The following is a 24,784-nucleotide window of genomic DNA, read 5'->3' as shown; positions in this document are numbered from 1 at the left end:
TATAGCCAAATTTGCTTAGCACATTTTACACTCATAAGGTCAAAATATTTTTTTAAAAAATCCGATATATGGATAAAGGAGATAAAATGCAAGTAAATAACACAAATAGCTTAGATTTTCTAAGTATCAATCCAAATTCCCAAACCAATATCGACAAAATCAAAGAGTCTGCAAGCAAAGTAAATGCAAACGAGCTAACAAGAGGCTATTATATGCAGTTTATGCAGCAAACTCTTGATTATTCAAATGGCAATTTTAATATGCAAATAGGTCTTACTAGCCTTAGCTTTACTAATCAGGGTAGTAGCGCAAGCGATTTCACTCAAGGATTAAAAGATCTATTAAACCAAAATATAAATATCACTGGCTACAATGGCAAACCAATTGGCGATCTAAGCTCGCAAGAAGCAAGTAATCTAATAAGTGATAATGGATACTTTGGTATTAATAATACCGCAAATCGCATAGCTGATTTTGTCATAAATGGAGCTGGTGGCGATGTAGATAAGCTAAGAAGCGGTCTAGAAGGGGTCAAAAATGGCTTTTCTCAAGCTGAAGCCCTATGGGGACAATCCTTGCCAGATATATCGCAACAAACAATGGGAAAAACGCTAGATAGATTAAATCAAGCTATTATGGAGCTTAGCGGTAATGCTATCAATGTTACTGCATAGTGTATTTTTGATTATTTTTACGCTTTTAGTGGCTGGGTGCGTAGCTACTAAAAGCACACAAGAATTAGTTAAAAATAACTATATAAAAGGCACTATAACCTCCATTAGTAAGGTAAATGGTGGCTATGTCTATACCATCACATCAACTGATACAAGCAATGGTAAGCTCTCATCAGCACAAGGATTTAGCACGAAACCTTGCAATGTAGGGGATTTAGTTTATGCGAGATTAAATGGAGCTAAATTTGATTATTTTGCTATTTTAATCCAAGGCTATGAAAGCATAAAAGAGCCAGCCATAATCAAAAGTTACCATCGCAGCAAGAAAAATCTCACAGCAGATAAAATTCCAGTAGCCGAAAGCATAGAGTTTTAATATCATAATAAGAAATTTATTTACGCTTTTTATACAGATATATAAGATATATATAAATACTAGCTTTGTATATAAAATTTGGCTAAACAAGGCTAAATTTTACTATTTTTCTTTTTAGCCACTTCGCTTTATTATAATTCACCATATTTTTTGGCTTACGGTTAAATTGAATAATTATAATTTCATAATAAAATTTCGCTCCACTTCTTACGCGGAATTTTTACTAATCCATTGGCGAAAATTTAAAATGCAACCATTGACCCTTCATTCTTGTGCTTTGCACTCTCTTTGAGAAAGTCCCTATTTTTAACTTCGCAGACTAGCCAAGCTAGTCTTTTCGACCAAAGGGGAGCCTTTGGAAACCCCTAAAGTCTCTACTCCGTAGGGTGACCCTATTAAAATCTGAGCTAACGCTCAGCTTTTATAAAATAAAAAAGCCAAACTGGGAAGGGGTTGGGATTTTAAGGGATAGGGGAACCCATTTTTACCTACTTTTAACGCACGAACAAAGTCCGTGCTAAAGTAGCAAATACTAAAGCCCCATAAATGGGGTACCCCACTTGTGGGGGCTTTAGGTGGGTCAAGGGAGTGTAGCTCCTTGTCGCAAAGGTCGGCTTTGCTGACCTGCGAAGTTAAAAATGGACAGGGGAAACTGTTTTGGCTTTCAAATTTTAGTTTCCCCTGTCCCTTAAAGAAAAGAATTTAAAAAATCTTTTATCGCAAAGAAATTCTTTTTCTTTTAAGGGGGAAGGGGGACGCTTTTTTGGCAGATGAGTGGTGCAATAGTCAAACGATACTAACTATCGTTTGACGGCACTACGAAACATAAGAGCAAAGCTACCTTACCCTCCCCCCCCCCTTTTTTTTAACAACCCCCAACCCCTTGAAAAAGCCTTTCAAGGTTGTCAAGCTATCGCTTGACTATTTTTACTATTTTATTTTTCATCACTATTAGTAATGCTTTTAATCAAACTCCCAACTTAAAATAAAATTCACCTTCCCAAATTTAATTATAAAACCATTACAAATTTATCTCACAGCCTAAATTTATAAATTTTCTTAAATTTTCATCTGGTTAATATCTAGAGTAATTTATTAAATTTAAGCCAAATTTAATGAAAATTTGAAAAATTTATATTAAATTTGCACTTTTTTTAAAAAAAGTGTTAAATTCCCCCCCCCCCATATAAACAATTTAATCTACCTTGCGATATAATCAAATAAGCCTAAGCAAAGGATTAAGCTTAAGGCAAATTTCTTTTAAAAGGATATAATATGAGTTTTAGAATAAACACCAACATAGCAGCTATGAATGCTCATGCTAACTCAGTAGTAAATGATAGAGCTCTTAGTAGCTCACTAGGTCGCCTTAGCTCTGGTCTTAGGATACAAACAGCAGCTGATGATGCCTCAGGGCTTGTTATAGCTGATAGCTTAAAATCTCAAGCAAATTCTCTAGGTCAGGCTATATCTAATGGTAATGACGCTATAGGTATAGTCCAAACAGCTGATAAGGCTATGGATGAGCAGATTAAAATACTTGATACTATTAAAACTAAAGCTATCCAAGCAGCTCAAGATGGACAAAATAGTGATTCAAGAAGAGCTTTACAAAACGATATATCAAGACTACTTGAAGAGCTTGATATGATAGCTACTACTACAAGCTTTAATGGACAACAACTATTAAATGGTAACTTCTCAAACAAAAACTTCCAAATAGGTGCTTATAGCAATGAGACTGCTAAGGTAAGTATAGGGGCTACAAATTCAAATACTATAGGGCATACGAGGTTTGAGACTACGAATAATGGTATATTCTCTGTCGTTTCTGGTGCGTTTTCAGATGGCGTTCAAGTAAAATTAAGCGGTATAGATGGTTTTCCTAATGGTTATGAATTTCAAAAAATAGAAGCCAGTACTTTATACACTGATGGCTACAAAGCCGTAGCTGAAATGATGAATGGAGTTTCAGATAAAACTGGTGTAAAAGTAAATGTAAACAATACTCAAATTATGTCTACTGCAGTTCAAGCTGGAACAGTAAAAGGACTTCAAATAAATGGTGTTATTATAGGAAATATAGAAGTTAAAGCCAACGATAGCGATAACACACTAATTGGAGCTATCAATGCTAAAAAAGATGAAACTGGTGTAGAAGCAAGTTTAGATAATGGTCGTTTAGTATTAGCTGCTAAAGATGGTAGAGCTATTAGAATAGGAACAATATCTACAAGTTACAGCAAATTAGGTGGTAGATTGTCTGGAGCCTCAGCTGCTTCTGGTCAAGGTGCTGCTTCTTTAGGTGTTGTATTAATGGGTCAGATAACCTTTGTTCGCCAAGACGCTAGAGATATTAAAGTAGGATTAAATGGTATGTCAGCTATTAGCGGTATGACGGCAGCAGCCATTACTGAGGCTTCAATTGCTACGGCAACTTATAATCAAGCTTCAATTAACCTTAAATATATGAATTCAGGAACAATTGATTTTTCAATTGCTAAAGCAATGGGGTATTTCGATGGCGGTTTCTCAAATGTATATAGCGAAGCAGATCAAGCCGGTGGCGTAAATACCTATGGTGGAGCTCAAGCTATGGTAGATGTAGCTGAGAGTGCTAGAAAAACACTAGATAAACTAAGAGCAGATCTAGGCTCAGTCCAAAACCAATTAGTAGCTACGATAAACAATATCACAGTTACTCAAGTCAATGTCAAATCAGCTGAAAGCCAGATAAGGGATGTGGATTTTGCTAGTGAGAGTGCGAATTTCTCTAAATTTAATATCCTAGCTCAAAGTGGTAGTTATGCTATGAGCCAAGCTAATGCAGTTCAACAAAATATATTAAGATTGTTACAGTAAATTAAATTTTAAACTTCTATAAAAGCTGAGCTACGCTCAGATTTTATAAGGGGAACAACCCCACGAAGTGGGGACTTTAGGGGTTTCCAAAACCAGCGAATGCGACGGCTTTAGCCGAGGTTTCTGTGAAAGGCTCCCCCCCCCCCTTTTTTTTTTGGTCGCAAAGTGGAGCTTAGCTCCACTGCGAAGTAAAAAATAATACAAAACAACCATATAATTATTGATAACAAATATATTTTTATTAAATTGATTTTTTAATAATAAATATTTATTCAATGATTATGATAGTGCTTTATTAGAAATATTAATTTATGTTATGCTTTATTGCTAATTTAAGTAGAGTGATTTATGATTAAATGGATAAATTTATGAAAGATTAAACCAAATTTATATATAATTCCGAGTTTTGAATTTTAAGTAGGGATTTTATCCGAACTAGTTCAAACAATAATTTTTTAAGGAAATTTTATGAAAAAAATTCTTTTTCTACTTGTAGCCTTAACAGGCTTGGCATTTGGTGCTGATGGCGAACAAATCAAAGCATTCTCAGTTGTAGCTGCTGGTATCGGTCTTGGTGTGGCTGCTCTTGGTGGAGCTATCGGTATGGGTCATACTGCTGCTGCTACTATTTTAGGTACAGCTAGAAATCCAGGTCTTGGCGGAAAACTTCTTACTACAATGTTTATCGCTCTTGCGATGATCGAAGCACAAGTTATTTACGCACTTGTTATCGCTCTTATCGCACTTTATGCTAACCCATTTTTAGGTTAATTTTCAGCCCCTAAATGGGGCTTTGCGATCATGGTGGAATGGTAGACACGCTATCTTGAGGGGGTAGTGCCGCTACGGTGTGCGAGTTCAAGTCTCGCTGATCGCACCATTGAAGTAAAATATGGCTTTTATCTAGTTTAATTTTTAATATTAGTTCATACTTTTTGAAAAATCTGTTTTTAAATATAATTATTTTCGAAATATATTGTTGATAAAATTTTATAAAATACTTAAAAATTTAGCTGTTTTAATTAATAAGCTAAATTTATCATTTAGTAGATATAATTTTAAAAGGTTAAGATAGAGATGAGAGTTATATTTTTATTTATTTTTTGCGTGATGAGTTTGGTGGCAGATTGTGATATATCCAAGGTTATTACCATAGAGCATAATGGTGACGATATTAATACATCAATTGTAAGTCAAAATACAAAAGAACATTATAAGATTAAATCAACCAAAATTGAAGCAAATAAGCAAGTTGCGATATCGATAACGGCGCAATTTGATACCTTAGTTAGCGTTAGTTTTGCTAGTGCCACAATGGCGAAATTTAGTTTTCAAATCTCAAATTCTAAGCAAAATAGCCATCTTATTTGTAATAATTCTTATTTAATCGATGGTTATGAGTATCAAGATATTAGGCTAAAAAGCGGTCAAAATCTATTAATAATCTTTGGTGTGGCTGATATCGGAGCTGATAAATATGAGTTTGAGTCTAATATTGTATTTGAGAGAGTTTTGTTAAATTCCAATCAAAATATAGATATTGGTTTTGGAGATATTTATACGCAGATTATTGGGCGTGAGTTTGATATTGAGTTTTATAGTAATGAGATGATAAGCGATCTTGAGATAAGGCTAAATAATGGTTATGAAATTTATAGATCTAGTAACTTTGATGGAGGGAAAATCAAAGCGATAATCCCAAATTTAGCTAATTTAAACTATAAAAATTTATATTTTTTAGCTAGATTTAAGGATCAAAAAGGTGCGCTAAGAGAGGTAAAATCGCAAAATTTCAATGCCAGAGTGGCTGAGTTTAAGCTAGAAAAAGTTTTGCAAAATCCAAAAGGCGGGGTGAAATATAAGGATTTTAGACTTCTTGCGCTTGATTATAGTGGTGCTAGGATTGTTGGGTATAATGCTAGTTTTAGTGGAGATTTTATAAAGCACACTTTGCCAAGTTGCTTAGCAAATATGGCTGATGAGACTATAGAATTTAGAGGTGGGGTAGGCGAGATTAGAACAGATCAAGATGGATTTGTTTATCCTGATATGGGAGTGGCTAGGCTTGAATTTGCTGATTTTGATAATAGCGATAAGGGTCGTGATGCTTGTTTGATAAATAGCTTTACAAATGAGCCAAATAAAGATGGTAAAATCGGCTGCTATACTAAAATCGCTCAAGATATTGGATATTTTGATTATGATAAAATCGCTCATATAAAGAGCGATTTTCACTCTAAATTTGGATTATTTGGCGTAGTTGAAGTTAATATTACTCAAGCTCAATATGATGATTTTATGGGAGTTGAGGCTGGGCTGGAGTTTGAAGCTAAGCTATTTGATAATAGCACGGCTAAGCTTTTTAGTGCTAATTGCTACGCTAATAGTGTAAGCTTTAGCAATTCTAGTAAGCTAATTATGAGTGCTCCAAATGAGCCAAAAGATCAAAATGGAATTTATCAAAGCGGTATTAATACCTATATTATCAGTAAAAATAGCTTTAAAAATGGCGTTGGTAAGGGTCTTGTAAAGCTATCATTGCCAAGAGATAGAGCACAAAATCCTTATAAAATCACACCAAATGATATAGATACAAATTTAACAATAAAATCAAATTTAGATCAAAATAAAAATTATAGCTATTTATATTATGCTAAGGCGTATGGTCAAAAGCTAACTCAAGCAACGAGCTATCCGCATATGGCTAATATTTATTTTGCTATTTATTGTGATAATGAGTGTCAAAATATAGCTAGAAATAGCGGCGAATATAGCCCTATTTTAGATAATAATATGAGCGTTATACCTGAGCTAAAAGAGCATTTTATCTTTAAAGATTTTAACGCTTCAAGCAAGATTGTGGAGTTAAAATCTAGTCTAAATTCTCCTAGCGATGTGATTGGTGGGGTGATGGATGTGCAAGTAGATAATGAGCAAAAGATTGAGTTTGAGATTAAAAATACGCATTTTTATGGCAGTGATTTTATTTTGGTTAGATTATTTAGGGATACTCCTTGGGTTGGGGTGGGGGATTATGGCGAGGTGATGGGGATACAAAAAGGTCAAAAAATTCGCTATAATCGTGCCATTGAGTGGTAAATATTAATTATTTTGAAATACAATTACTTAAATTTAGCCAAAGGATAGTAATGAAAAAAGTTGTGATTTTACTAAATATGGGGGGCGTAGATGAGCTAAGCCAAGTCAAGATATTTTTGACAAATATGTTTAATGACCCATATATTTTAGGGATTAAAAATCGTTATTTAAGGGCTTTTGTGGCATGGATAATAACAATGATGAGATTAAAACCAGCTACACAAAATTATATTAAACTAGGCGGAAAGTCCGCTCTAGGCGATATCACACGCTCATTAATAAATAAGCTAAATACTAAATTTGGCTCAGATAGCTTGGTTTTTGATTATGCTATGAATTACACTCCGCCTTTTGCTATTGATACTTTATCTAAGTATAAAGATGCTGATGAGATAGTGCTATTTCCGCTATACCCACACCATTCAGCAACGACAATTACTTCTAGTTTAGAAGGGGCAAATAAGGCGATTAAACAGCTTGGGATTGGCGCTAAAGTGAGAGTTGTAGAGCATTTTTATAGTAATATTGAATTTAATAATATCATATCCAATCATATCTCTAAATGTTTGGGTGATGATGATGCTAGTAAGATTGATTTGATATTTTCAGCTCACTCACTTCCGCAAAAGATTATTGATAATGGGGATTTGTATGAGAGGCATTTAAAGGGGCATTTGGAGATTTTAAAGGATATTTTAAGCAAAGATGGAATGAAATTTAAAAGCTTAACTTTAGCATATCAGTCTCGTCTTGGGCCTGTGAAGTGGCTAGAGCCAAATTTAAGCGAAGTATTGCCAAATTTAACTAGCAAAAGGGCGATGATATATCCAATTAGTTTTTGTATTGATAATTCTGAGACTGATTTTGAGCTAGCAATTGAGTATAAGCATATCGCAGATGAGAATAAATTTGAGTATTACAAGGTAGTTAAAGCCCCAAATGATAGCGATGAATTTGCTGATTTCATCGCTAATAATATTTAGTTTAACTCTGGATAGGTGCGCAGTAGCAGCGTGTAGGCGTGTAGGACGCTTTGAGCTCTTATGTAGTCTCTATCGCCACTTAGTAGTAGTCTAGATGAGATAGTGCCGCTAGTGGAAGCAACTGCTATAAATACCGTTCCTACGGGCTTTTGCTCGCTACCACCATCTGGACCAGCTATCCCGCTAATAGCAATGGCATAATCAGCACCATTTAGCTTCATAGCGCCATTTGCCATCGCTTCTACGCATTGAGCGCTAACGGCTCCAAAGCTATCTAATATCTCGTTATCGACCTTTATCCAGTGGTTTTTAATATTATTTGAGTATGTTACAAGTGAGCCATCAAAGATAGCACTAACCCCAGGAGTATTGCCAAGTGTCGCAGCACACATTCCAGCGGTACAAGACTCTGCAAATGTTATTTTTTTATTATTTTGGATTAGCTTTTTAGCGATAAATTCAACTATATTGTCTGAAGGAATAATTTTACCGATAAATAAATTTGCCACACTATCAATAAAGCTATCTATATGGCCGTATTTGCTGGTGCTAACCTTAATTTTAGTTAAGCCATCTATGACTTGAGTAAGGGCGATATTGACATTATAAGTGGTGGTAAGTGGCTCTAGCAGTATTTGAGCGCTCTCTTTATCAATATCAATTATATGAAATACCTTTGAGTTGTGGTTATCTTGGGTGAGAATTTCTGGCAACTCTTTGGTTGGCTCAGCTTTGATTAAGTTTATTTTGGAGTTATTTATATCTATTAAGAAGCTATTTTTGCTAAATTTAACTACTTGAGATGGCATAAGCGTGTCAGATTTAAGCTCTATTGTATCAGTTGTAAGCGTGGCTAGGATTCTACTAAGCGTATAAAATCCATTTTCATTAGCACATATTGTTATATTATCATAATTTTTAGTGGCATTTTCTATATAAAATGGTAGCTCTTTGTTATTATTTTGTATGTATTTTATAGAGGCAAGTGAGTCAAATTTCTTTTTATAGCAAGAGAAAAAATAGTCTAAAAATGGGTGATTTATCTGTAAATCTTCACCTAGAATTATAATTAAATTTTTCATATCGACCCTTTAGTAGTTGATTTTAAATTTAGTATAAAAATTATCGCTACTTTGAGTATTATAAAGCGATAAATCTATATGTATATTTTTATAAATTTGGGTATTTATGTAGTAATTTGCATTGTATTTGCTACTATCATCTTGGTAGAGTAGGGTGCCAATTTTGGTGTTTTTAAATATTTGAGCACTAATATCAGATGAGTGCGTACATGTGGTTTTGCTCTTAATATCATATATTGTGTTTATGGAGTTGGTGAATGTGAATATGTTTAAATTTAGATTATGCGATGCTGAATATATACCATATAAATTATAATCTTTATCATTTTTATTTAGCGTTTGGGTTATATTAAAACTAATATCTTTTGTAGTCCAGTGGTTAAATTTAAGCGATTCAATATCAATAAAATCAATATTGTTTAGCCCATTGTTGTCTTTATTATTAAGGGTGTAATGCGATGTTAATATTTTGAATTTTTGTGTATTTAAGTTTTTAATCATATCATCATTTAAATTTACTGGCGAAAGTGAGAGCTTAGTGCTATCCCTATCTATTTGCTCGCTACTAAGCTCAAAGCTATTTAAGAGCATATAGAATAAAGAAAGTAGGATAATTACTCTCAAATTTAATCCTTAATTTTAAATATTTTAATAAATTTAAAACCTTAACGATATGGCGTAAGAGAGCTTTATACTCTCTTATGGATACTAATTTGTAGATCTAGACTTAGATAGTATCATCGCGTCAAATATATCAAATAGCTTGAGTGAATACTCTTCTGAAGTTTTAAATTCTTTAACAATCATTGAAGCGTTGCTGGTGAAATCTTTACCCGCAAGGCTGATGGCAGAATTGATATATTTATGAACCATACTATGAGGCTCAAGTATTTGACCAAATTCAGGAAGATTGCCAAATATAGCCTTACCGCGATCTTCGCACCATTTGCCAAGACGACACATTGTGTGATCTAGCATTTGCTCATAATTTTTAGTATAGATTTGGTTATATCCATTTGTTTTAAATAGCATATGATCGATCTTAACAAGGCTTGTAAATATATCATATGAAATTAATTTAGCATTATCTTCTATATCTTTTGTATTGCTTATTAGTAGATCAAATTTGGTTATAAAGCCTTCGATATGTTTATTTGATTCGATTGAAATATTCTCTACTTCTTCGCTTTGAGCAAACATATCGCTAGCATTTTGTTTTAATAGATTTATATTCATCTCTACTTCTGCTGTGGCTTTTTGTGTTCTTTCAGCTAGTTTTCTTACCTCATCTGCGACAACAGCAAATCCCCTACCATGCTCTCCAGCTCTAGCTGCTTCAATGGCGGCATTGAGCGCTAGAAGGTTTGTTTGGTCTGATATATCTTTAATTAGGTTGATTACATTTGTGATCTCATCGACACTTTTGTGTAGATTTTCAGCTGCTATGCGAGTTTTATTACTTGAGCTTGTAATCTCATTTAGAGAGTCGATTAGCTTATTGCTAGATTGGCTTAGTTCAGCTATGTTATTTAGATTGAATTCGATTTTATCGATAGAGGCACGAGATAGCTCTAAATTCTTTTCAATGCCAGATTGGATATTTTTTGAATTTGCTTTGACGCCTTCAATCATATTTTTGGCTATTTCAGTTATTATTTCGCACTCTTTTAGGTTGCTTTGAGAAGATGATAGCTCCTTTATTTCAGCACGAAGTTTGCTATTTTCAGCATTTCTTGCTTCTAGCTCTTTTTTTAGAGCGACGATTTGTTCCTCATAATGAGAGATTTTTTTAGATGAACTAAACATATATTTTCCTTTTTAAATATTAACTATATCCAAACTTATATAATTTACAAGCCAAGATAAATAATTTGATTTTTCTATTCATTATTATATTATAAAAAGATTTAAATATAGATAAAAAATTGAATTTGAATGAAGTAATATTATGATAAGAGAAATTAAGTATATTATTTATTAAAATTTTTTATAGGTAACTTTGGGCTTTAAGCCCAAAAATTTACTCACTCTCTTTTGATTTTTTGTATTCCATTAAAATGTGATAAGCTTCATCTTTGAGTCTTAATTTCTCTTTTTTAAGAGTTTCTAGCTCAAATTGATCCATATGCTCACGACCCTCTTCTACATCTAAAATTTTTTGGTCTAAGTCATTGTGTTTGTTAAATACAGCATCAAAGTGGGCGTTTTTGCCTTTTAATTCTGTGATTAGATCTCTATATTCATGTAGCATTTATACTCCTTTTGAATTTAAAATTTCGACATTATACAAAAAAGATACTTAAAACAAGCCAACTATGATCTATAATCAGCATTGATTTTTACATATGTATGCCCTAAATCGCATCCATAAGCGGTAAATTCGCCATTGCCAATACCTAAATCACAAGTGATATGGTAGCTATCTTGTTGCATTACTTTGTGTGCTTTTTGCTCTCTAATTTCATCAAGTTCAGGATGATCTATATCATAGACTAGCACATCATCATAGTGTATAATAAGCTTGTTAGCATCACAACTAACTCCGCTAGCACCTATTGTAGAGGCGATTCTACCCCAGTTTGGATCCTCGCCAAAAATTGCCGTTTTGACTAGGAGCGAATTTGAAAGAGCTTTTGCGGCTTTGATGGCTTCATCGGTATTTAAAGCACCTTTAACCTTAAAAGCTACAACCTTAGTGCTACCTTCACCATCTTTTACCAAATTTAATGCCATTTCTAAGGTTATTTTATCAAGTGCGAATTTAAAAGCCTCTTTATCATATACGCCACTTTTGGCTGAGCTAAGTAGCATTAGAGTATCATTAGTGCTAGTATCGCCATCAACGCTAATGGCATCAAAGCTATTTTTAGTAGTAGAATTTAGTAGTTTATCCATATCATCTTGAGGGATATCAGCATCAGTAAGAATAAAGCAAAGCATGGTAGCAAACGCTGGATTTATCATACCTGCACCCTTACAAATAGCAGCGATATTAAAGCTTTTATTATTATCTAGCTCAACCCTAAAAGCGATCTCTTTTTTAAAGCTATCAGTTGTCATAATTGCCCTAGCAACGCCATCGCTATCTCTTTGGTTTAGATTAAATTTATCAAATCCTAATTTTATCTTCTCTTGATTTAATCTATAGCCAATTACGCCAGTGGAACTCATAATAGGATTTATTAGATGGGTTTTAGAGTTTAGAGTTTTAAATATCTCATCAATATCATTTACGCCATTTTGTCCTGTCATGGCGTTGGCATTTTTGGAATTTAGTAGTAAGAAATTTGATTTAAAAGCCTTTGGATAGCGTTTGAAATGAAGAATCGGTGCGGCTTGAAATTTATTTGATGTAAATTTAGCCGAGAGCATAAACGGCTCATTTGACCTTATAAATCCCAAATCATTATCGCCATTTGCCTTTAGTCCAGTGCTAACACCGCCAAAGAAAAATCCGTTTACATTCTCAAGGCCATTTTTAAGGCTTATTAGATTAAACATATTTTAACTCCTCTGGTTTGTATTTGCTAAAGATTAGGCGTTTTGTAGATCTAATACTCTCAGCTGTGCCGATAACTAGGAGCTTTGAGCCAGTTCCGATTAGCGTATCGCCATTTGGCATTGGGCTAAATTTACCATTTTGATCTGTTATACCTACAATATCAGCATTTGTTAATTTTCTCAAATGCGTCTCTTTGATCCGCTTAAACCTAATCCAAGAAGCCTCTGGAACCTTGATCTCTTCTATGTCTATTGGGGAATTTTTCTTATACAAAAATTGCTCTAGTATATTCTCCATATCTGGTCGCACACTTATAGCAGATATTCTTTGTGCTACTAGCTTAGATGGGCTTACGACAGAGTCAGCACCTAGCTTGATGAGTTTATCAGTATCGCTATCATTATCTGAGTTTGTCATAATGAAATATGGCTTTACTCTACCAAGCTCTTTTTCATATAATCTAACAGTGGCTATCAAAGCGATATTATCAGCAATATTTGGGCTAAGGGTGATTAATCCTTTAGCGCTTGAGAGATGAGATTTTAAAATAGCTGATTGTGTGTGTGGCTCATCAATTATGTAGTATGGATATTTATATGTTTCAGCTATTTGAGCTAAATTCTCATTGCTATCTATAACCACAAATGGAATATGATTTTCTCTAAATTGCCTTGATAGCTCAATAGTATAGAGATTGTGGTAGCAGATAACGAAGTGATTTTTAAGTCTTGCGATCTTATATATCATGCTTCTCTCCTTTAATATCCTAGTTAAAACACCTTTTTTGACAACTTCAATTATAAGACCCAAAGAGAATGTAAATAATCCAAATCCTATGAGTATAAATAATATGGTAAAAAGGCGTCCGGCGGTATTTATATGTGAAACTTCGGTAAAGCCAACTGTGGTAAATGTCATTCCAGCTTGATATATTGCATCAACAAGCGTAAATCCAGTAGTAATCATATAGCCAAGTGTGCCAAATAGCATCATTAAAACTACAAAGATAATTGGAAGACGAAAGGCTTTTAATTGTTGGTATAATTCAGTATTTAAATCATATTCAGGTTTGGACTCATCAGTCCAATTGAGGAATTTTTTAATCTTTTTTATCAAAGACATAAATCCCTCTTTATATGGTTATTTTGATTGTTTTTTCATTGTTCTTAAAGTAGAAGCTGCGACTTTAATTTTTCTAGTTGTGCCATCTTCTAGTGTTACTCTTACAGTGCGAAGGTTTGGCATAAATCTTCTTTTTGTTTTGTTGTTAGCGTGGCTTACATTGTTTCCGACCATAGGGCCTTTGCCAGTAATTGCACATTTTTTTGACATTTTATATCCTTAGTTTATAAAAATTTGGGGTTAATTATATCTAAAATAACCCCAAAATTAGCTTAAAAACAAATTTAGAATGCTGGAACTATAGAGCCTTTATATTTGTTGGCTATAAAATCTTTAACAGCTTGACTTTGAAGTGCTTTTCCAAGAGCTTTTATCTCATCTTTATCTTGATTGCCATCTTTAACAACTAAGATATTTACATATGGACTCTCCTTAGATTCTATAATCAAAGCATCTTGAGTAGGATTTAAATTAGCATTCATTGCAAAATTTGTATTTATAACCGCAATATCAACATCGTTTAAAGTGCGTGGCAAAGTGGCCGCTTCTATCTCTTTAAATTTTAGATTTTTAGGATTTTTGGTAATATCTAATGGAGTGCGTAGTTGTGCGTTTGGATCTAACTCAATTAACTTAGCAGAAGCTAACACATCTAGGGCACGGCTCTCATTTGTAGGGTCGTTTGGAATGCTTACTATAGCGCCGTTTTTTAGCTCATTTATGGATTTTATCTTTTTGCTATATACTCCCATTGGCTCTAAATGCACGCCAATAGTTTTTACTAGATGAGTGCCTTTATTTTTGTTAAATTCATTTAAATAAGGGATATGTTGGAAGAAATTAGCATCTAGATCGCCATCTTCAACGGCAATATTTGGGATAACATAATCATTAAATATTTTAATCTCTAAATTTATTCCAGATTTTTTTAGCTCTGGTGCGATGAATTCGAGTATCTCAGCGTGTGGAACTGGAGTGGCGCCAACTTTTAGAGTTTGTGCAAAAGCAGAGGTGATAAGCCCAGCAGCGACTATACTTAAAGCTAGTAGTTTTTTCATATTTTATCCTTAAGTGTTAAATTTGATCTGCTATTATACAAAATAGATTATAAATTTAAAATAATAAGGAAAAATATAATGAAAAAAGTGCTATCCATAGCAGGTTCTGATCCATCTGGTGGGGCTGGAATTCAAGCTGATATTAAAACCATAACCGCCCATAAGCTTTATGCGATGGCTGTTATAGTCTCCTTGACTGCACAAAATACAAAAGAAGTAAGCGGGGTTTTTGATTGTCCAATTGAGTTTATTAAAGCACAGATGGATTCTGTATTAAGCGATATTACTCCAGATTCAATCAAGCTAGGAATGCTTTCAAATTCTAATATAATGCGTATAATAGCAAAGGCGTTAAGGCAATATGATTGTAAAAATATAGTTTTAGACCCAGTGATGGTAGCTACAAGCGGTACTAGGCTCATGGATAAAGACGCTTTAAATGTTTATATTGATGAGCTTTTTGGTATGGCAAAAATCGTAACGCCAAATTTACCCGAGGCTAGTATATTAAGTGGTATAAAGATAAAAAATATAGATGATATGGAGCGAGCAGCTATCAAGATTAGTAGCTATGGGTGCGATAGTGTGCTTATCAAAGGTGGGCATTTTTCTAGTGATGCTACTGATTTGCTCTATAAAGATGGAGAAATCAGCCTATTTCATGCTACTAGAATAGATACTAAAAATACCCATGGCACGGGATGTACTCTCTCATCTGCTATTGCGTGTAATATCGCTAATGGATTAAGTATAGAAGATTCAATCCAAAAAGCAAAAGATTATGTAAGAAATGCTATCAATAGCAATTTATCCATAGGGCATGGAAATGGACCGATCAATCACTGCTGGAATTTATAAATTTAGTTTAAAGAGATTTTATCAAGAGGCTAAAGCCCCTTGATGATTAAGCGTATATATCTAATCTACCGGCTTTAGCGGCTTCATTTTGAACAAATTGCGTAGGATTAGTAACCGCTAAAGGTGCGTTGCTAGCTGGTGTTTGCATATTTGCACCGACTATGCCATTTAGGATATTACTCATCGCAGTTTTCTCTACATCCATTGATTTTTTAAGCGCCATAGTGCTTGCTGCTAATTGGGCATCGGCATTTACACTTGATACCATATCAAACTCCTTGATTTATTTATAAATAAAATCGGCTAAAATTTAAATTTAATTACTTTTTAACAATTTTATATAGTAAATTTCCGCTACTTTGTATTATTTGAACCATTATGATTAAAATAATAACAGTATAAGCCATAATATCTGGGCGAAATCTTTGGAAGCCATATCTCATAGCTACATCGCCAAGTCCGCCACCGCCAACCGCACCAGCCATCGCTGTAAAGCCAACAACTACTATTAATGTAAGGGTTATGGCATTTATGATGCTTGGCAGTGCCTCTACAAATATAACCTTAAATATTATTTGAGTTTTAGTGGCTCCATAGCTTAGCGCAGCTTCAATTATACCGCTATCTACTTCATTCATTGCATTTTCAATTAGCCTAGCTATAAAGGGTGCTGAACCAATAGTAAGCGGAACGATAGCCGCTGTGGTGCCAATACTTGTCCCAACAATAAATTTGGTAAATGGAAATAATACAATTATAAGAATAATAAATGGAAAACTTCTAAGAGTATTTACTATTATATCTAATGAATTGTAGATTGCTCTATTTGGTTTTAGGCCATTTTTGCTAGTTATGACTAATATAATGGCTAAGACTAATCCAATGATAAAGGCTAAAAATGTAGAGACAAAGCTCATATATAAAGTGTCTAAAGTCGCTTCAAAAAGTAGTTTTGCTATCATTTTTTCTCCTTTAAAATTTCATATAAAGCCCCTTGACTTTTTATAAATTCCTCCACTCTAAGCTCATCTTTTGGCTTTACATTTATAACTAGACTTCCAAGGACGCTACCACCTAGCTTTTCTAATTTGCCCCAAACTATGTTAAAATCAATATCAAGCCTTCTAGCCATAGATGTGATAATGCTATTCATCGCTACATTTGGTGGGAAAAATATCTTTATATTTACCCCAGTATCTGGTAAAATTTCATCTTCTCCAAGGAAGTTTTTCATATTTTCATCTGGATTTAAAAATAGCTCTACAATTGATCCGAAGTTGGTTATCACGCCACTTTGGAGTAAAATAGCTCTATTTGCTATGTTTTTTACCACCTCCATTTCGTGTGTGACTAGCACTATTGTGATACCAAGCTTCTCATTTATCTCTTTAAGTAGGCTTAAAATTTGCTTTGTTGTGTTTGGATCAAGCGCGCTCGTAGCCTCATCGCTAAGTAAGATTTTAGGATTAAGTGCTAGAGCCCTAGCAATGGCAACTCTCTGCTTTTGACCCCCACTTAGCTGACTTGGGTAACTTCTAGCCTTATCTTTTAATCCTACAAGCTCTAAAAGCTCATCAACACGGGCTTTTATAGCCTTTTCATCATAGCCCCACACACGCAAAGGCATAGCGATATTTTCAAAAGCTGTTTTTCTACTCATTAAAGCAAAATGCTGAAATATCATGCCTATATCTCGCCTAAGATCTCTTAATCCATTTTCATTTAACGATTTTATCTCACGCCCTAGCACTTTTAGACTGCCATTTTGATAGCTTTCAAGCCCATTTATACAGCGTAAAAGCGTGCTTTTACCAGCACCACTGTGACCAACGATAGCAAATATTTCACCCTTATTTATCTCGCAACTAACATTATTTATGATGAGATTTTTGCCATAATATTTTTTTAAATTTGAGATTTTTATCATATTTTAACCTATTTTTTTGAAAAAATCGAGATCTAACTCAATACAACCATTGTTATCACATTCCACTTCTTTTGGTATTAAGGAAGAATTTTTTGTATCCATATTTGTTGGAGATTTTTCAGAGATTGCTCTTTTTGGATATAGATAAATGAATTGTTTATTTTCAAAATTTAAATTTGCTGATTTGTGTAAATTATAAGCACTATATAAATAATCGAATAGAAGTTGACTATTTTTGCATTGTTTTAAAGCTTTATCACGTGGATTTTCATCATTATTATATATTGTATCGCCTGAGGTGGATTTTAGCTCTACAAAATATACTTTATCATAACTAACTACTATAAAATCGCAAGATGGAATAGCATCTTTAAATAGTTCAGCTTTAAATTGATCTTTTTGTTTTAGAACAAAAAAACTTCCATTTTTTTCTATACTAACTTTCTTGATATAACTTTTATTATTTATTTCTTCTATTATATAATATTTCCCATCCCCGCATTTTAAATTATCGCTTAAAAAACTATAAAAATTTTGTAATTCTTTTTTCATAATCGGCTCTTTAAAATTTGCTCATAAATTTTATCTTGAGCTATGTTTTGCATATTTATCACTTCATTAAAAGTTTTCATAAAAATACCATCATCTTGAGTAATTTTAACACTTTCAGTAGTTATTTCATCTCTAATTTTTATAGTTTGATAAGCTCTTACTTTATTAGCGTCTAATTGCATTTGTTTTGAATACTCTTCTAAATTTTTCAAATTTTCATCGCTAATATTTTTTAGGCAAATACATGAACTAAACTCACGCAAAATATAATCGCTATGAGTGCTGATAAACACCTTTATGCCGATATTTACCAACATAACTAAAAGCCTAGCTAGTAGAATTTGATTTTTTGGATGCAGGTTTAATTCTGGTTCATCTATAATTAAAATATCATTTTTTTGTGCTTGAAATCTAATATATAAATCTAATAAAAATAAAGATTTAACAGAGCTAGAAGTTTGCTGGATATTTATAGTTTTGTGTTTTTGGAGTATTTTTTGTTTTGCACCAGTCGCAAATTGTAATCCATAATCATTTATTATATATTTTCCGCCAACTATCTGCCAAAGCAAATCTAAAATTTCATTATTTTTACTTTCAGCGATAAAGCTTTTTTGATTAGTAACATTTGATATATCATTTATAAGAGATATATTGTCAGTAATTGGCAAAGGATAGCGAGAGGTAGCTTTTTGTATATAGTTATTTATATTATCGATGATATCTCCTTGATTATTTTGGGTTAGACCTGCTAGGATGTTATTTCTGCTTATATTTAACTCACTATAAAACATAGCAATACCTGTGCGTTCTACACTAATAATATTTATTTGATGTCTATAAAATAATCTGCTTATTATAAGATAAACTAAAAATAAATGTATATTTTGAGATGATAAATCATCTCTATCAAAAAATTCAAATATTATATTTTCATCTGCTTTATAAACATTAAAGAAAGAATTTTGCTGTTTAAAAATCTTTTCGTAATTTAAAATTTCAAAACTTAATTCAAATTTAGCATCTTTGTAAATATCTGCATTGCCTCCTAAAACTTTTACAAGTTTATTTTTGTATAGCTTATTCATTTCGTTTTTTAGATTTGCGTGAATTTGGATAAATTTTGTTTCTTCAATAGCGATAATATTTTTTTCTTTTTGTATAAAACTATCTTTATGCCTTAAAATAAGCTCATTAATATTTTCAGGTAATAATCTCCAAAAACCATAAAAAGCATAAACAGCATAGGTTTTACCACTATTATTTTCACCGCAAAGAATGGTTAAGTCGCCAATTTCTATCTCCGCTTGATTTAAAAGTCCTAGATTTTTAACCTTAAAATTCATTATTTATCCTTATATTTCTCCAAAATTTCTCAGCTCACTACACACTTTTTCAAATTTCTCCTTAGCAGTTACTAGACCATCTTTATTGGTTTGTAGCACGGCTTGTGGAGCATTTGCTACAAATTTTTCATTATTTAGCATATTTTCAAGCTTAGCTATCTCTTTTTCAAGCTTGGTTTTTTGCGAATTTAGCCGTGCGATGATGGCAGTCGTATCCACTCCTGAAAGCGGGATAAAGCTCTCTAAATTCTTACTTACATCTCTAGCTGAGTTTGGCACTATCTCATCTGTAAGCTCTATCTCTTCGCATTTGGCTAGGAGTTTGATGAAATTTAGATATTGGTTTATATTTAAGTTTTTGTTTATCCTTATGAAGGCTTTTGAAATTTTAGCATTTCCTTGGTCGATTGTAGCCTTAGCACGGCGAATGCTTATAATGGCTTCGATAATTAGCTCAAATTTAGCTACGATCTCCTCATCTATTGAGCTAGATTTTGGGTATTTCATCACCATTATGGAGGTAGAATTCTCTAAATTTGTGCCACTTAACTCGTGATACAAATACTCGCTTATAAAAGGCATAAACGGACTTAATAGCTTCATACTCTCTTTAAAAATAGAGCCAAGCTCGATAATCGCACTCTTATTAGCTTTTGATAGTTCAATTCCCCAATCACAAAACTCATCCCACAAAAATTTATACACCCTATCTGCTGCATCATTAAATCTATAGCTATCAAGAGCCTTTCTAGTCTCATTTGTAGCTATTTTAAATCGGCTTAGTATGTATTTTCCAAGCTCTGAATGCACAGCATTTTCATCAAAATCTGGGAATTTATCTGCATTTAGCATTAGGAATTTACTTGCGTTGTAAAGCTTGTTTGTAAAATTCCTTACTAGCACCATCTTCTCTTCACTTAGCCTTATATCTCGACCAGCAACGCAAAGTAAAGTAAGGGTAAAACGCAAAATATCAGCTGAATATTCATCTATTTTTTCTAGTGGGTCTATCACATTTCCACTTGATTTACTCATCTTTTTGCCATCTTTATCCTTTACAAGTGCGTGAAGATAAATATCTTTAAAAGGTAGTTTTTCTGTGGCATTTTCGCACTGAAACATCATTCTAGCAACCCAGAAAAAGAGTATATCAAAGCCAGTAATTAGCATAGTATTTGGGTAAAATTCGCTCAAATCGCCATCAAACCATTTATCATTTTTCAGCGCATCTCCATTTCCCCAGCCAAGCGTAGAAATAGGCCAAAGCCCACTAGAAAACCAAGTATCAAGCACATCAGGATCTTGAGTGAATTTAACTCCACCACATTTTGGACATTTTAGCGATTTTTCACTCTCATCAGCCCACTCATATCCGCACTCGCAGTAAAATACTGGAATTTGATGCCCCCACCATAGTTGGCGACTAATACACCAATCTTTTAGCTCTCTCATCCACGCATTAAAGCTATTTATCCAGTGCGATGGGTAGAATTTAGCTCCGCCATCATTTACATCTTCTATGGCTTGTTTTGCGATATTGGCTTTTACAAACCACTGCTTACTTATATATGGCTCAACTACATTTTTACAGCGGTAGCAATATCCTACTTGATTTTCATAATCTTCGATTTTTTCTACAAAGCCCTTGCTTTCTAGCTCATTTATGATTTTTTCTCTAGCTTCTAATCTCTCTAATCCTTGAAATTCCCCACAATGCTCGTTTAAAATTCCCTTTTCATCAAAGATAGTTATAAATTCCAAATTATGCCGTTTACCCACTTCGTAGTCGTTTGTATCGTGAGCTGGAGTTACTTTCACCACGCCAGTTCCAAAGCTTATATCAACATGACTATCAGCAATAATCTTGATTTTACGATTTAGTAGCGGTAGCTCTACGCTTTTACCAATTAAGCTTTTATATCTCTCATCATCTGGATTTACCATCACAGCAGTATCGCCAAAGTAGGTTTCAGGTCTAGTAGTAGCCACCACGATATAGGGACGCTTGCTCGCATCTTTAGCGGAGCTTGAATTTTGCTCGCTTGATGAATTATTTATTCTATCTGCACTCGCAAAATTCTGCGCAACCCCCAAATCCGCTTCGCAATCGCCACCTATCTGGCTATGGTTTGAACAACTATTTTCACATAAAAAATATCTCAAATGATATAATTTGCCTTTATTTGCCCTATGCTCGACCTCTACATCGCTTAAGGCTCCATCGTGAGTACACCAATTTACCATATAGTTTCCGCGGACTATCAAGCCCTTATTATATAAATTTACAAAGGCTTTTCGCACGGCGTTTTTTAGCCCCTCATCCATAGTAAATCGCTCTCTACTCCACGCTGGAGTTATACCAAGGCGACGCATTTGGTGGAGTATTATGCCACCGCTTTTTTCCTTCCATTCCCAAGTTTTTTTAAGGAATTCATCTCTTCCAATTTGCTCTTTTGTAAGCCCACTAGCTAAAAGTTGTTTTTCAACCACATTTTGAGTAGCAATTCCAGCGTGATCAAGCCCTGGTTGCCATAGAGTTTTATACCCATCCATTCTTTTATATCTTGTTATTATATCTTGTAAGGTAAAGGTAAGCGCATGCCCTATATGAAGCACTCCAGTAACATTTGGGGGCGGCATCATAATGCAAAAAGTTTTATTGTCTTCTTGAATATTTTTGTTTCCATCTATCTCAAAATATCCACGATTTTCACAAATTTTATAAAATTTCTCTTCTACCATTTTCGCATCATAAAATTCAGCCATTTTTTGCCTTTAATGAAATATAAAAAATATGCGATTTTAGCTAAATTTATATAAATAAATAATAAAATTTATGAAGCTGTAAGCCATTTTAATGGATAATAGCGACTTTAGACTTCTAAATTATGAAAGGATTAAAATGGATTTTCGTATAGAAAAAGACACAATGGGCGAGATTAAGGTGCCAAATGATAAGTATTGGGGAGCTCAAACTGAAAGAAGTTTAGAGAACTTTAAGATCGGTAAAGGCACTATGCCAAGTGAGGTTATAGAGGGTTTTGCGTATCTTAAAAAGGCTTGCGCTATCGTAAATAATAAGCTTGGTCGCTTAGATGAAGCTAAGACAAAAGCTATTTCTCAAGCTTGCGATGAGGTATTAGCTGGTAAATTAGATGGAAATTTCCCACTTGTAGTATGGCAAACAGGTAGCGGAACTCAGTCAAATATGAACTTAAATGAGGTTATAGCTAACCGAGCTACTGAGATTTTGGGCGAGGATTTTAGAAGTAAAAAGCTAATCCATCCAAATGATGATGTAAATAAGGGTCAAAGCTCAAATGATACCTATCCAACTGCTATGAGAATTGCTTTTGTCTTAGAGATTGCTAAGCAGCTACTTCCAGCTATTGATAAGCTTTTATCTACGCTTGAAGCAAAGAGCAAAGAGTTTGCAAATATCGTAAAAATCGGTCGCACTCACTTACAAGATGCTACACCTTTAACCTTAGGTCAAGAGTTTAGTGGATATGCCCATATGCTAAAAGCTAGTAAAAATCAAATTCTAGCTACAATTCCATTTTTAGAAGAGCTTGCTATCGGTGGGACAGCTGTGGGAACTGGATTAAATAGCCATCCTGATTTTAGCCCTATGGTTAGTGAGGTCTTAAATGAGATAACTAAAACTGAGTTTAAATTTAAATCTCATCCAAATAAATTCCACGGATTAACAAGCCATGACGCTGAAGTTTTCTTAAGCGGTGCTTTAAATGGTCTTGGATCAAATTTAATGAAAATAGCAAATGATATAAGATGGTTAGCAAGCGGTCCAAGATGTGGTATTGGCGAGATAAATATCCCTGAAAATGAACCAGGAAGCTCTATTATGCCAGGTAAGGTAAATCCTACTCAATGCGAAGCCGTAACAATGGTAGCTGTCCAAGTAGCAGGCAACCATGTAAGTGTGGCTATGGGGGCATCTCAAGGAAATTTTGAGCTAAATGTATTTAAGCCAGTTATAGCTCACAATATTTTAGAGAGCATTAGATTATTAAGCGATTCTATGATTAGCTTTAATGACCATTGCGCGGTGGGAATTACTGCAAATGAAGCTAAAATCGATAAACTTCTTCACGAAAGCCTTATGCTTGTAACTGCTTTAAATCCACATATTGGATATGAAAATGCAGCAAAAATAGCAAAAACAGCTCATAAAAATGGCACAACCTTAAAAGAAGAAGCTATAAATTTAGGTCTTTTGACAGCGGCTCAGTTTGATGAGTGGGTAAAACCTGAAGATATGACCGCTCCTAAAAAGTAAATTTTTAAAATCGCATTGCCTATTTTGGCAGTGCGTTTGACTTATGAATCTTAAATTTAAAATATTTCAATCCACAATTGCTGTTATGATGGGTTACGCATCACTTGGCTTTGCCTTTGGGCTATATGGTGCTAGTATGGGTATGCCAAGCTGGATAATGGGCATTACAAGCGTGATGGTTTATGCTGGTAGTGTGGAGTTTTTGTTTGTTGCTTTTATCGTAAGTGGAGCGAATTTGTGGGGAGTATTTTTTATCTCATTTTTGCTAAATTTTAGACATTTTTTCTACACTTTAGGACTTTTAGAGGAGATTAAAAAGCTTAAATTTAGATATTATTTTATCTATGCTTTAAGCGATGAGACTTATGCTTTGATTAAATCACGCAATGATATTGATGACACAAATAGGGATTTGATATTTAATTTTACCGCTTTTTTAAACCAAATTTACTGGGTATTTAGCGTAATCTTAGGTAGTATTTTGGGCTCAAATTTAAATTTAAATTATAAGGGGATTGAGTTTAGCTTGGCTGCTTTGTTTGGTGTGCTTTCATATGAGGTTTTTAAACGAGATAAAAATAATCGTGTGGCTATGCTTGGATTTGGCGTGGGGATTTTGGGGCTATTTTTATTTCCTTTGCACTACTATCTATTTTGCTCACTTATTTTGGTTATGCTTATTTTGATAATTTTTAAAAGGCTGTTTTAATGGAGTATTTGCCATATATTTTAGCTGGTTGTGTAGCAACCTTACTTTGTAGATTTTTGCCTTATTTTTTGTTTAAAAAACGAAGTAATGGGGAGGTGCTTAAATATTTAGAGCGTAGAAGCACTTTAGTGATTATGATTATTTTGACGATTTATGCAATCGCTAGTATGAAATTTGATAATATTTGGCTTGGTGCGTGTGCGGTGGCTTGTCTATTTTTGGCTATTACTTTACAAATTTGGAGAAAAAATAGCCTAATAAGCATAGCTGTGCCTACGATTTTATATATTTATATTGCTAATTTTAGCGGTTTGTAATTTTTAAATAAATTAAT

Annotated in this window: 24 protein-coding genes, 1 tRNA gene and 1 pseudogene; 11 read left to right on the top strand and 15 right to left on the bottom strand. The window is 33.6% G+C overall.

The features are described from left to right. Window positions 1-86: 86 nt before the first annotated feature. From CSUIS_RS06035 to hemH, 7 genes are all read left to right on the top strand, one after another. Window positions 87-674, top strand: a complete 588-nt coding sequence (locus tag CSUIS_RS06035; protein WP_086297896.1) for a hypothetical protein — start codon at window positions 87-89, stop codon at window positions 672-674. After that, window positions 661-1,050 (top strand): hypothetical protein, encoded by a 390-nt coding sequence (locus CSUIS_RS06030; RefSeq protein ID WP_086297893.1) that lies wholly within the window; start codon window positions 661-663, stop codon window positions 1,048-1,050. The genes CSUIS_RS06035 and CSUIS_RS06030 overlap by 14 nt, the downstream gene beginning before the upstream one ends. A 1,275-nt stretch (window positions 1,051-2,325) precedes the next feature. Then, on the top strand, window positions 2,326-3,912 hold the full coding sequence (locus tag CSUIS_RS06025) for a flagellin B (protein WP_086297888.1): 1,587 nt from the start codon (window positions 2,326-2,328) through the stop codon (window positions 3,910-3,912). A gap of 468 nt (window positions 3,913-4,380) precedes the next feature. Continuing rightward, on the top strand, window positions 4,381-4,683 hold the full coding sequence (locus CSUIS_RS06020) for a F0F1 ATP synthase subunit C (protein WP_086224097.1): 303 nt from the start codon (window positions 4,381-4,383) through the stop codon (window positions 4,681-4,683). 24 nt (window positions 4,684-4,707) lie between these two features. Further along, window positions 4,708-4,792 (top strand) — tRNA-Leu (locus CSUIS_RS06015). A gap of 197 nt (window positions 4,793-4,989) precedes the next feature. Continuing rightward, the gene (locus CSUIS_RS06010) at window positions 4,990-7,011 is read left to right on the top strand and encodes a hypothetical protein (protein ID WP_086297885.1); all 2,022 of its coding nucleotides are present in this window, start codon (window positions 4,990-4,992) and stop codon (window positions 7,009-7,011) included. 50 nt (window positions 7,012-7,061) lie between these two features. After that, the gene (hemH, locus tag CSUIS_RS06005; RefSeq protein ID WP_086297882.1) at window positions 7,062-7,994 is read left to right on the top strand and encodes a ferrochelatase; all 933 of its coding nucleotides are present in this window, start codon (window positions 7,062-7,064) and stop codon (window positions 7,992-7,994) included. On the opposite strand, the gene CSUIS_RS06000 is transcribed toward hemH, so the two are convergent. The 9 genes and pseudogenes from CSUIS_RS06000 to CSUIS_RS05965 form a co-directional block, all read right to left on the bottom strand. Beyond that, a complete protein-coding gene (locus CSUIS_RS06000) occupies window positions 7,991-9,076 on the bottom strand; it encodes a CinA family protein (RefSeq protein WP_086297879.1) in 1,086 nt (361 codons plus the stop codon). The two genes, hemH and CSUIS_RS06000, sit on opposite strands and share 4 nt — an antisense overlap. Window positions 9,077-9,085: 9 nt before the next feature. Next, entirely contained in the window at window positions 9,086-9,700 is a 615-nt protein-coding gene (locus CSUIS_RS05995) for a hypothetical protein (RefSeq protein WP_086297876.1), read from the bottom strand. Between the two features lie 84 nt (window positions 9,701-9,784). Next, window positions 9,785-10,108, bottom strand: coding sequence for a CZB domain-containing protein (locus CSUIS_RS08720; protein ID WP_257789246.1), 324 nt, complete (start codon window positions 10,106-10,108; stop codon window positions 9,785-9,787). A gap of 117 nt (window positions 10,109-10,225) precedes the next feature. Further along, window positions 10,226-10,465, bottom strand: a pseudogene (locus CSUIS_RS08715) (methyl-accepting chemotaxis protein); the annotation flags it as partial. Between the two features lie 631 nt (window positions 10,466-11,096). Beyond that, window positions 11,097-11,327, bottom strand: coding sequence for a YdcH family protein (locus tag CSUIS_RS05985; protein ID WP_086297873.1), 231 nt, complete (start codon window positions 11,325-11,327; stop codon window positions 11,097-11,099). 62 nt (window positions 11,328-11,389) lie between these two features. Further along, a complete protein-coding gene (gene argJ, locus CSUIS_RS05980) occupies window positions 11,390-12,577 on the bottom strand; it encodes a bifunctional glutamate N-acetyltransferase/amino-acid acetyltransferase ArgJ (protein ID WP_086297870.1) in 1,188 nt (395 codons plus the stop codon). Then, window positions 12,570-13,700 carry a potassium channel family protein gene (locus CSUIS_RS05975; RefSeq protein WP_086297867.1) on the bottom strand — a complete coding sequence of 377 codons (1,131 nt, stop codon included), beginning with the start codon at window positions 13,698-13,700 and terminating at the stop codon, window positions 12,570-12,572. Before CSUIS_RS05975 ends, argJ begins: the two co-directional genes overlap by 8 nt. A gap of 18 nt (window positions 13,701-13,718) precedes the next feature. Further along, window positions 13,719-13,910 carry a 50S ribosomal protein L28 gene (rpmB, locus tag CSUIS_RS05970; RefSeq protein WP_086237260.1) on the bottom strand — a complete coding sequence of 64 codons (192 nt, stop codon included), beginning with the start codon at window positions 13,908-13,910 and terminating at the stop codon, window positions 13,719-13,721. 74 nt (window positions 13,911-13,984) lie between these two features. Further along, window positions 13,985-14,758: a MetQ/NlpA family ABC transporter substrate-binding protein gene (locus tag CSUIS_RS05965; RefSeq protein WP_086237259.1), complete on the bottom strand. Its 774-nt coding sequence runs from the start codon at window positions 14,756-14,758 to the stop codon at window positions 13,985-13,987. A 78-nt stretch (window positions 14,759-14,836) separates the two neighbouring features. On the opposite strand from CSUIS_RS05965, the gene thiD reads away from it, so the two are divergent. Continuing rightward, entirely contained in the window at window positions 14,837-15,616 is a 780-nt protein-coding gene (thiD, locus tag CSUIS_RS05960) for a bifunctional hydroxymethylpyrimidine kinase/phosphomethylpyrimidine kinase (RefSeq protein ID WP_086237258.1), read from the top strand. Between the two features lie 46 nt (window positions 15,617-15,662). Here the strand turns inward: thiD and CSUIS_RS05955 are convergent, their stop codons facing one another. From CSUIS_RS05955 to CSUIS_RS05930, 6 genes are read right to left on the bottom strand one after another with little or no spacing between them, the layout of a single operon-like run. Beyond that, window positions 15,663-15,884 (bottom strand): hypothetical protein, encoded by a 222-nt coding sequence (locus tag CSUIS_RS05955; RefSeq protein ID WP_086237257.1) that lies wholly within the window; start codon window positions 15,882-15,884, stop codon window positions 15,663-15,665. 52 nt (window positions 15,885-15,936) lie between these two features. Then, on the bottom strand, window positions 15,937-16,578 hold the full coding sequence (locus CSUIS_RS05950; RefSeq protein WP_086237256.1) for a methionine ABC transporter permease: 642 nt from the start codon (window positions 16,576-16,578) through the stop codon (window positions 15,937-15,939). Then, entirely contained in the window at window positions 16,575-17,543 is a 969-nt protein-coding gene (locus CSUIS_RS05945) for a methionine ABC transporter ATP-binding protein (RefSeq protein ID WP_086242273.1), read from the bottom strand. Before CSUIS_RS05945 ends, CSUIS_RS05950 begins: the two co-directional genes overlap by 4 nt. Window positions 17,544-17,546: 3 nt before the next feature. Beyond that, window positions 17,547-18,095 carry a hypothetical protein gene (locus tag CSUIS_RS05940; protein ID WP_086297865.1) on the bottom strand — a complete coding sequence of 183 codons (549 nt, stop codon included), beginning with the start codon at window positions 18,093-18,095 and terminating at the stop codon, window positions 17,547-17,549. Continuing rightward, entirely contained in the window at window positions 18,092-19,441 is a 1,350-nt protein-coding gene (locus tag CSUIS_RS05935) for an AAA family ATPase (protein WP_086297863.1), read from the bottom strand. The genes CSUIS_RS05940 and CSUIS_RS05935 overlap by 4 nt, the downstream gene beginning before the upstream one ends. 9 nt (window positions 19,442-19,450) lie before the next feature. Next, entirely contained in the window at window positions 19,451-22,207 is a 2,757-nt protein-coding gene (locus CSUIS_RS05930) for a valine--tRNA ligase (protein WP_086297860.1), read from the bottom strand. Between the two features lie 136 nt (window positions 22,208-22,343). On the opposite strand from CSUIS_RS05930, the gene fumC reads away from it, so the two are divergent. Genes fumC through CSUIS_RS05915 form a run of 3 tightly spaced genes read left to right on the top strand, consistent with a single transcriptional unit; the run spans window position 22,344 to window position 24,767 of the window. Continuing rightward, window positions 22,344-23,741 carry a class II fumarate hydratase gene (gene fumC, locus CSUIS_RS05925; protein WP_086237251.1) on the top strand — a complete coding sequence of 466 codons (1,398 nt, stop codon included), beginning with the start codon at window positions 22,344-22,346 and terminating at the stop codon, window positions 23,739-23,741. 43 nt (window positions 23,742-23,784) lie between these two features. Next, entirely contained in the window at window positions 23,785-24,450 is a 666-nt protein-coding gene (locus CSUIS_RS05920; protein ID WP_086297858.1) for an AzlC family ABC transporter permease, read from the top strand. Continuing rightward, window positions 24,450-24,767 carry an AzlD domain-containing protein gene (locus tag CSUIS_RS05915; RefSeq protein ID WP_086237248.1) on the top strand — a complete coding sequence of 106 codons (318 nt, stop codon included), beginning with the start codon at window positions 24,450-24,452 and terminating at the stop codon, window positions 24,765-24,767. Before CSUIS_RS05920 ends, CSUIS_RS05915 begins: the two co-directional genes overlap by 1 nt. Window positions 24,768-24,784: the final 17 nt, after the last annotated feature.

It is taken from the genome of Campylobacter porcelli, from assembly GCF_002139855.1.
GTDB classification, from domain to species: Bacteria; Campylobacterota; Campylobacteria; order Campylobacterales; family Campylobacteraceae; genus Campylobacter; species Campylobacter porcelli.
The sequence above is the reverse complement of the archived record's forward strand: the minus strand, read 5'-3'. Positions and strand labels throughout refer to the sequence as shown.